Below are 6,102 nucleotides of genomic sequence, written 5' to 3' on the forward strand. Positions count from 1 at the left end.
ACCGGCGCTCCGCTGGCATCGCGCAGCATCGCCACCGCGCGCAGGCCGTTCGCGACCGGTGCGCCGACGGCCGGCCGACCCTCCCGACAACCGACCAGACCTGCCGCGCCCAGCGTCAGCGCGATCATCGTCGCTGGTCTCATCCCGCGTCTCCCTAGCCGGCCTCGCAGCTCGCAAGCGACGCTCGTACAGCACCATGGACGCGGGCGTGAAGGGGCCATGCGCGGCCGCACCGCCCGACCGGTCATATGGACCTCGTATGCGCGAGCGCTTTCGCTTGAAAAGCGACGATATCACGCCGATATTCGTGTGGACTGGCTCGTTGCCGGACCATAGGAGTTTCTTCGCGATGGCAAATTGGTCTGACCCCCAATCGACCGGACGTCCGGGTGCCGCGCCGTTCGGTGCGTCGGCCACCGGCGCTCGCTCGGCGGCGTACGACGCCGGCCTGCGTTCGTATATGCTGTCGGTCTATAACTACATGGCGTCGGGGGTGCTGTTGACCGGCATCGTCGCCCTGCTGTTCGCATGGGGCGGCGAGACGTCGCCCGCGGCGCAGGTGTTCTTCGGCGGCGGCCTGCTGAAATACGTCATCATGTTCGCCCCGCTCGGCTTCGTGTTCGCGATGAGCGCCGGCCAAGCGCGCATGAAGACCTCGACGCTGCAGATGCTGTTCTGGGGCTTCGCGGTGGTGATGGGCCTGTCGCTGTCGACCATCTTCCTGCGTTACTCGACCGTCGCGATCGCGCAGGCGTTCTTCGCGACCTCGGCCGGCTTTGCGGGGCTGAGCCTCTATGGCTACACCACCAAGCGCGACCTGTCGGCGTTCGGCACCTTCCTGCTGGTGGGTCTGATCGGCCTGATCGTCGCCAGCCTGATCAACATGTTCCTTCATTCCGGTCCGCTGGACATGGTGATCAGCCTGGTCGGCGTGCTGCTGTTCGCTGGCCTTACTGCCTATGATACGCAGCGGACCAAGAGCATGTACGCCTACGTGGCGGGCACCGACGGGGTGACGCGCACGGTGGTGATGTCGGCGCTCAGCCTGTACCTCGACTTCATCAACATGTTCCTGTTCATCCTGCGGATGTTCGGCGGCAACCGTAACTGATCGCGCAACATCGGCGATCGCTTGGCGGCCCGGTGGAGTACCACCGGGCCGTTTTGCTTGGTGGTCGCTTCGGGCAGGAACGCCGCGCCGTGCGGGTCGTTGACGGCGTGGTTCTCCAAGGAGGGTAGTATGACCGACATCGACGATGACGCGATCGACAGCACGAGCGTCGCTCCCGGTGAGGATGACGAGGCCAATCCCGCCCATGATCCGCGCCAGGAGGCGGGTCAGGACGTATCGATCGGCAAGCGGCTGGAGAAGAACCCCACCAGCCAGGACGCCCAGCTCGACAATGCGCTGGACGAGTCGATGGACGCCAGCGATCCGCCCTCCAACACGCAGCCGGCCCAGAACGAGCCTGCACCGTCCTCCGGGTTCGACGAAGAGGCCGAGGCACAGCGCTGACGCTTGAACGCGGCAGGTTGCTGTTGCCGCAAATCCTCACCCGGCGATCCATTGGCTGATTAGACTCGGTTCGTCGCAACGCATGTTGCGGCGCACCAAGTTTCGTGGTCGCTTGCCCCCGCCGGACGCCGGGGTGTTCAGCAAAGCGTTAACCATCCTGGCGCATGATCGGCCGGTTCTCGAATGTGGGGGCGGTGATGGGTTCCAGGATGAAGCAGGCCGAAGGCGCGATGACGCTGGCCGAGATGAAGGAGTTCGCCGGCTTCTCGGCAGCGACGCAGCGTTATATCCGCCGCTCGCTCGATATCGGCCTCGACCGCGAGGATGCGATGACGCGCTGGTCGCGCGACGTGGTCGAGGCGGCGAGCATCAAGGCACAGGCAAAGCTGTACCGCGCATTGCCCGAACTGCGGGACATGGTGCCCGGCGACAGCGGTCTGGACTCGGTCGAGCCGTTCCTGGCTCCGGTGGTGACGCTGGTGGCGTTCGATCTGGGGCAGGGGCGGCTAACCAGCTTCTCTGCCTTCCGCTTCCTCTACGAGCGGTTGATCGGTCCCGAGGTGCGGCCCTGGCTGCCCAGCGCCTTCTGCGCGGCGGCGGCGCTGCCGCATCTCCATCCCGAGCTGCGGCGCAAGCTGCTCCAGTCGATCAGCGAAGCGGCGGCGACGGCATCGGGCTGGTCGAACCGTGCGCCGGCGTTCTTCCCGCACTGGGTAGAGAAGGTCGACGCGGCGGCGCTGCCGAACTGACGCGACCGTCAGCCGCGCCTGATCCCGGCAAGCGGCGCGGCGGTGACCGGATAGCCTAGTCCCTCGGGGATACACAGATGCTCGACGCCCTCGCGCATCTGCGACCAGGGCGTCACCACCTCGATCGGGTGCGCGAGCGCGTCGGCCTCCGCCTCGTCCACCGTCGCAAAGCGCGCCAGCCGCTCGAGGTTGCGCAACGTCGGGAAGATCGCGCTTGCCCGGCCGGCGGCACATTCCGCCAGCACCTGCGCCGCGGTCGCCCAGAACAGGCGCACATTCTCGGTCTGGTCGACGGTCGCGGCCGGCGCGCCTGCCGGTAGCCGCGCCAGGTAGAAACGGGTGTCGTAGATGCGGGTCGTGCGATGCTCCGGCCGCCAGCGCGCGAACGGCACCAGCGCGTCGAGCTTCAGCCGCAGTCCAGTTTCGTTCAGCACCGTACCGAGCGGTGCGCCCGCGTGCAGGGCTGCGCGCATCGTGGCAAGGGTTGCAGCTGAGGGTTCCGGCTCTATGGCGATCGCCAGCCCCACTTCCTCGATCGTCTCGCGGATGGCCGCGATCCGCGCCGCCGTCTCGTCCACGTCGCCGCCGAGCCGGACGGCCAGCGCCCGGTCGGCGTCATCGACCCGCCCGCCAGGGAATACGACCGCGCCGGCGGCAAACGCCATCGCCGCCGCTCGTTCGACCATCAGCAACTCCGGGGCACCCCCGTCGGCGGCGTCGCGAAAGATCACCACAGTGGCAGCAGGGATGGCGCCAGGCGCTTTGCTCATGCCGCCGTTGTAGCGCCTGATCGATGAGCGGCAGCCAATAAATCGGGACGCTACGCGGGGCGCGGGGAGCATCGTTCAGATCAGGGCGCCAACGATCAAGCGGCTGCGAATAGCCTCACGGCATCCTATCAGCAGGTTATACATCCGTTTATCGCTCAGCATCGGCTTCCTTGGCGAGCCATCTGGAAAGGCCAGACGTTTCATCAGCAAGGAAGGGATAGGCGGAGCGCGCAGCTCCATCTACCTGCGTAGCGATGTCGAACCGTCGAACACCGCAGGCCGTCGTCGCTCAAGAGCAGCCCTTGGTCCTGGCCGATGGATTGCCGTTGCCGCGCCGTCACTGGGCGGTAGCCGCCGTCTGGCTTGGCTCGATCCTGGCGGTGCTCGACAGCTCCATCGCCAACATCGCGTTGCCGACGATCTCTCATGAGCTCGGCGCGACGCCGGCCGCGTCGATCTGGGTCGTCAACGCCTATCAGATCGCGATCACCATCCTCCTGCTGCCGCTGGCCTCGCTCGGGGACATCCTCGGCTACAAGCGGGTCTACACCGCCGGGCTGGTGGTGTTCGTCGTCTCCTCGGTCGCGTGCACGGTCGCGGGAGGTCTTGCATCGCTGGCGCTGGCGCGGTTCGCCCAAGGGTTCGGGGCCGCCGCGATGATGGCGATGAACGGCGCGCTGGTGCGCTTTGCGTACCCCAAGGCGATGCTTGGCCGGGGCGTCGGATATATCGCCTTGGTGGTCGCCGGCTCGTCGGCGGCCGGCCCGAGCGTCGCGGCGGCGATCCTTGCGCTCGGCAGCTGGCGTTGGCTGTTCGCCATCAACATCCGATCGGCCTCGCCGCGCTGACGATCGGGCTGCGCTTCCTGCCCTTGACGGCACTCAGCGGGCGACGGTTCGACTGGCGCTCTGCGCTCTTGTCGATGCTGACCTTTGCCGCCTTGTTCTTCGTTGCGTCCGACATCGCGCAGGGTCAGCTATCGCCGCGCACTATCGTGGTGCTCGCGATCGGACTCGTCGCCGGCGCGACCGCGATCCGGGTCGCACGCGGCCAGGCCGACCCGCTCGTGCCGGTCGACCTGATGAGGATCGCGATCCTGCGATTATCCTACGTCACGTCGTCCTGCTCGTTCGCGGCGCAGATGATCGGGCTGGTTGCGCTGCCGTTCTACCTGCAGAGCCGCTTTGGCTATGGGCATGTCCAGACCGGCCTCCTGATCACCGCGATCCCGCTCGGGGTGGCGGTGGCCGCGCCGCTCGCCGGCCGGCTGGTCGACCGGTACCCGTCCGGACTCCTTGGCGGCATCGGGCTGGCGATGATGGCGACGGGCTATCTTCTGCTCGTGGCGCTGACGCGGGCGACGACCGTCTCGCTGATCGTCGCCCTGGCGATCTGCGGTTTCGGTTTCGGCCTGTTCCAGGCACCAAACAACCGCACGATGCTGGGCGTCGCGCCGCAACAGCGCAGCGGTGCCGCCGCCGGCATGTTGGCGACCGCCAGGCTCGTCGGGCAGACGCTGGGCGCGGTGCTGGTGGCGCTGCTCTTCCGACTGTTCGGAACGACCTCCATCACCCCCTTCCTCCTGGCAGCGACGCTTGGGATCGTTGCCGCAGGCGTCAGCGTCCAGCGCCTCCGGGTGTGAGGATCAGCGGTTTGGCCCTATCGGCTGCTATCGGACTTGCTGACGTTTAAGGCCGGACCTCCACCCCGCCGAACGCGCCGGCATGGTCGCGTGCGAACCCGTCAAAGTCTCGCGCTGCCGTGCTTGTCGCCTCCTGAACGCCGTGCTCGACTACGCTCGCCTCGCCGCGCGCATAGTGGGCGTAGTCCTCCACCAGTCCCTCGACCTGCCACTCGGGCATCCCAACGCCCGCCATGGCGTGGCGCAGGTCGTCGTCGCTCGCGTCGACGAAGCGGATCGTGCGACCGGTGGCGGCCGACAGCCGCGCTGCCATTTCTGCGTGGCTCAGCGCTTCCGGGCCGGTGAGCGTATAGGTGCGGCCGGCATGGCCCGCCCCGGTCAGCGCCGCCGCGGCGACTGCGGCGTTGTCGCGCACGTCGACGACGCTCACCCGCGCATCGCCGATCGGCGCGGCGAACATCCCCTGGTCGCGGATCATGCCGGCGAACTGCAGCAGGCCCTGCATGAACAGATTGGGCCGCAGGAACGTCCAGTCGAGCCCGCTCGCCCGGATCGTCGCCTCGACCGCCGCGTGATAGCGCAGGAAGCGGACCGGCGAATCCGGCGATGCCGCGAACTGCGACAGCTTGACGATATGCCGCACCCCCGCGTCGACGGCGGCCGCGACGAAGCGCTTCTGCTGCGCCTCGGCGTGTTCGGTCGAGGGGGTCAGCAGGAACGCGCGCTCGACGCCCGTCAGCGCGCGGGCCAGCGAGGCCTCGTCGTCGAAGTCTCCCTCCACACGCGTGATGCCGGGCGGCAGGTCGCCCGCCTCGTCCGCCGCGCGCACCATTGCCCTTGCCGGCACCTGCTTCGCGGCCAGCGCCTTCAGGATCTCGCGGCCGTTGGTGCCGGTCGCGCCAGTAACGAGGATCATGTCGGTCTCCATCGATTGTCTGGATGCAAGATGGCAGCAAAAAGGCTATATGCTCAACGGATAGTTGCTATAGACCGGTATTGATGGCGTGAACCTTCGTACGATCGACCTCAACCTGCTGGTATTGCTGCAGGCGTTGCTGGAGGAGCGCCACGTCTCGCGCGCCGCGCGGCGGGTCGGGCTCAGCCAGCCGGCGATGTCGAACGCGCTCGATCGCTGTCGGCAGCTGTTCGGCGATCCGCTGCTGGAGCGGCGCGGGACGGCGATGCGACTGACCGTGCGGGGGGAGGCGTTGCGCGGCGCGCTGGCCGAGGTGCTGGCGCAGGTGGACGCGCTGGTCGATCGGGCACCACCCGGCCTCGATCGGGTTGAGCGCACGGTCACGCTGGTGGTTGCCGACGCGTTCGCGCGCGTCGCGGGGTTCGGTGACGGCAGTCGGCCATCCGTGACGCCGCGGATCGCGGGTTCCTTGTCACGCAAGTCGATGATTGCTGCGCTGCGGACACGCC

9 protein-coding genes are annotated in these 6,102 nt (G+C 67.8%); 6 read left to right on the forward strand and 3 right to left on the reverse strand.

The annotated features are described in order from the left end of the window. Nucleotides 1-349: 349 nt before the first annotated feature. From HUU96_RS09825 to HUU96_RS09835, 3 genes are all read left to right on the forward strand, one after another. Nucleotides 350-1,111, forward strand: coding sequence for a Bax inhibitor-1/YccA family protein (locus HUU96_RS09825; protein WP_174292636.1), 762 nt, complete (start codon nucleotides 350-352; stop codon nucleotides 1,109-1,111). Between the two features lie 129 nt (nucleotides 1,112-1,240). Continuing rightward, nucleotides 1,241-1,516: a hypothetical protein gene (locus HUU96_RS09830; RefSeq protein WP_174292637.1), complete on the forward strand. Its 276-nt coding sequence runs from the start codon at nucleotides 1,241-1,243 to the stop codon at nucleotides 1,514-1,516. Nucleotides 1,517-1,725: 209 nt separating this feature from the next. Further along, nucleotides 1,726-2,265, forward strand: coding sequence for a hypothetical protein (locus HUU96_RS09835; protein ID WP_438827075.1), 540 nt, complete (start codon nucleotides 1,726-1,728; stop codon nucleotides 2,263-2,265). Between the two features lie 8 nt (nucleotides 2,266-2,273). Here the strand turns inward: HUU96_RS09835 and HUU96_RS09840 are convergent, their stop codons facing one another. Both HUU96_RS09840 and HUU96_RS15260 read right to left on the reverse strand, forming a co-directional pair. Then, nucleotides 2,274-3,035 carry an NUDIX domain-containing protein gene (locus HUU96_RS09840; protein WP_174292638.1) on the reverse strand — a complete coding sequence of 254 codons (762 nt, stop codon included), beginning with the start codon at nucleotides 3,033-3,035 and terminating at the stop codon, nucleotides 2,274-2,276. 75 nt (nucleotides 3,036-3,110) lie between these two features. Continuing rightward, a complete protein-coding gene (locus HUU96_RS15260) occupies nucleotides 3,111-3,239 on the reverse strand; it encodes a hypothetical protein (protein ID WP_302480234.1) in 129 nt (42 codons plus the stop codon). Between the two features lie 98 nt (nucleotides 3,240-3,337). Between HUU96_RS15260 and HUU96_RS14965 the strand changes: the two genes are divergently transcribed. Beyond that, nucleotides 3,338-3,883 (forward strand): MFS transporter, encoded by a 546-nt coding sequence (locus HUU96_RS14965; protein ID WP_217430308.1) that lies wholly within the window; start codon nucleotides 3,338-3,340, stop codon nucleotides 3,881-3,883. Further along, nucleotides 3,841-4,677 carry an MFS transporter gene (locus tag HUU96_RS14970; RefSeq protein ID WP_217430309.1) on the forward strand — a complete coding sequence of 279 codons (837 nt, stop codon included), beginning with the start codon at nucleotides 3,841-3,843 and terminating at the stop codon, nucleotides 4,675-4,677. Before HUU96_RS14965 ends, HUU96_RS14970 begins: the two co-directional genes overlap by 43 nt. Nucleotides 4,678-4,723: 46 nt before the next feature. Here HUU96_RS14970 and HUU96_RS09850 read toward each other — a convergent pair whose 3' ends face one another. After that, nucleotides 4,724-5,593, reverse strand: coding sequence for an SDR family oxidoreductase (locus HUU96_RS09850; protein ID WP_174292639.1), 870 nt, complete (start codon nucleotides 5,591-5,593; stop codon nucleotides 4,724-4,726). Between the two features lie 88 nt (nucleotides 5,594-5,681). Here HUU96_RS09850 and HUU96_RS15265 point away from each other — a divergent pair. Continuing rightward, a partial coding sequence (locus tag HUU96_RS15265) for a helix-turn-helix domain-containing protein (protein WP_174292640.1) occupies nucleotides 5,682-6,102 on the forward strand: 421 nt, incomplete at its 3' end.

This window comes from Sphingomonas bacterium, assembly GCF_903644135.1.
Lineage (GTDB): Bacteria > Pseudomonadota > Alphaproteobacteria > Sphingomonadales > Sphingomonadaceae > Sphingomonas.